The 1,802-nt window shown below is 58.6% G+C and carries 2 protein-coding genes and 1 tRNA gene; 2 read left to right on the top strand and 1 reads right to left on the bottom strand.

What is annotated here, in order from left to right; translation table 11 throughout:
* The first annotated feature begins 173 nt into the window (after positions 1–173).
* Together Q0216_RS02495 and Q0216_RS02490 are read left to right on the top strand one after the other, a co-directional pair.
* Positions 174–926 carry a winged helix-turn-helix domain-containing protein gene (locus Q0216_RS02495; protein WP_298592660.1) on the top strand — a complete coding sequence of 251 codons (753 nt, stop codon included), beginning with the start codon at positions 174–176 and terminating at the stop codon, positions 924–926.
* A gap of 153 nt (positions 927–1,079) precedes the next feature.
* Entirely contained in the window at positions 1,080–1,625 is a 546-nt protein-coding gene (locus Q0216_RS02490) for a histidine phosphatase family protein (protein ID WP_298592658.1), read from the top strand.
* 78 nt (positions 1,626–1,703) lie between these two features.
* Here Q0216_RS02490 and Q0216_RS02485 read toward each other — a convergent pair.
* Positions 1,704–1,795, bottom strand: a tRNA-Ser gene (locus Q0216_RS02485).
* Positions 1,796–1,802: the final 7 nt, after the last annotated feature.

Below are 1,802 nucleotides of genomic sequence, written 5' to 3'. Positions count from 1 at the left end.
GAATCCACTATGTCGAATCCGCTTGATTTATCCGTCAAATAGGAGAAATATTAAGTAAGAGGATTGAGACTCGAACAGGTATTGGGGACTGTTTGACTCGGCGTCACTTCCGGCGCACCCCACACCACGTACGACTGGGATCCCGTACACAGACTTTGAGAGAAGGTTGAACCATGTCAGGCGCTGTACCTGGATATGTCCACATCTCCCAGCGCGGCCGCGCCGCTAAGCGCCAGGTCGTGCAGCCTCAGCGTCCCGCTACGCAGGCCGCAACGTTGCGTCCGATGACTTTCTCAGCCGGTGACTCTGCCCATAAGCAGGCTCAGGAAAATGAGGCACGTGGCTTCGTGCTCTATGTGGGTTTGAACGAGGAGCTTGCTGCCGCGAACGGCACCTCCCTGGTGCGTATCGTTCAGGATTTGCGTACTTATGCACACCATCTGGCTCCCGAGTCGGAGTCGTACGCCGCTGTGGCGTTGGCTCCGGTGAATGCTGAGGGTAGCGACCTTGAGGTGGTGCGTAACGCGCTCGGTGATCCGACCGCAATGTACATGCACCCGGAGGCGCATGCCGCCCGCGAGGCAGAGACCACGAATAGCCACTCTTCGGGTGTGCTGATTGACCTGGCACGCCGCGAGGTGTTCCTGGATGGTGAGCCGCTCATGCTGACGTTCAAGGAGTTCGAGCTGCTGGCGCACCTGGTGGAGAATTCTTCCCGCACCGTGGGTCGTGAGGAGCTGCTGAAGGCACTGTGGAGCTCCGGTGACGAGCATCCGCATGAGCGTACGATTGACGTGCATATTCGTCGTCTGCGTTCGAAGCTGGGTCGCCTGTCGGGTACCGTGCGTACGGTGCGCGGCCAGGGTTACCGCTTCTTTGAGCACCCCGAGGTTGTTGTCTGGGCTGCTCCGGAATACTCGATTTAGTATGTGCAGAATGTAGCTTCTGTAGAGTGCACCCCGGTGTGCTGGCGTGATGCCGGTGCGCCGGGGTTTACTTGTGCCCGCTCTCAGTCGCCAGTATGCGTGTGCGGTGGCAACGTGCGGGACGTTCTGGCGCCCTCTAGATAGAATGGGGGTATGGCTGAAAATTCTTCCAACACTGCATCTGGCTCGCACCGCGGCGGGGTCAAGCGTCTGATTATTATGCGCCATGCGGAGGCTGATTGGGGTCTGAACGATTTTGATCGTCCGCTGACGAAGCGCGGCCATGAGCAGGCTGCTGCCGCTGGTGCCTGGCTGGCTTCTTGCGGTTATATTCCGGAGCAGATTATGTCGTCGGCGGCTTTGCGTACTCGCCAGACGACGACGTGGGTTTCGGATGCTTTGGGGGCGAAGGCGCCTACAGCTCATCTGGATGAGGGTCTGTATGAGGTGTCTGCGTCCCGCATTATTGCGCGCATTAACAGCGTTTCGGAGAATGTTCATTCTCTGATGGTGGTGTCGCATCTGCCCGGTGTGCAGGATGCCGCTCAGCGCCTGATGAGCCCTGATTCTGACCCGAACGCGTCGATGGATGTGTACTACGGTTTCCCGCCCTCTTCTATTGCGGTGTTTGAGGTGCCGGGGGAGTGGGCTCTGCTTGATGGTGCGGATGCGCGCCTCGTGGACTTCAAGAGCTTCTAGACCAGGATTTTCTAGGCTTCGTGCCTGAATGAAATGGGTAAAGCAAAAGCCCCGTACCAGCTGGTACGGGGCTTTTTGTGGCGGAGACGGGGGGATTTGAACCCCCGGTCGAGTTTAACCCCGACCCTTCATTAGCAGTGAAGTCCATTCGGCCGCTCTGGCACGTCTCCACGGTGC

This window comes from uncultured Rothia sp. (assembly GCF_937976295.1).
Classification (GTDB): domain Bacteria; phylum Actinomycetota; class Actinomycetes; order Actinomycetales; family Micrococcaceae; genus Rothia.
This window is presented reverse-complemented; position numbering and strand designations above follow the sequence as displayed.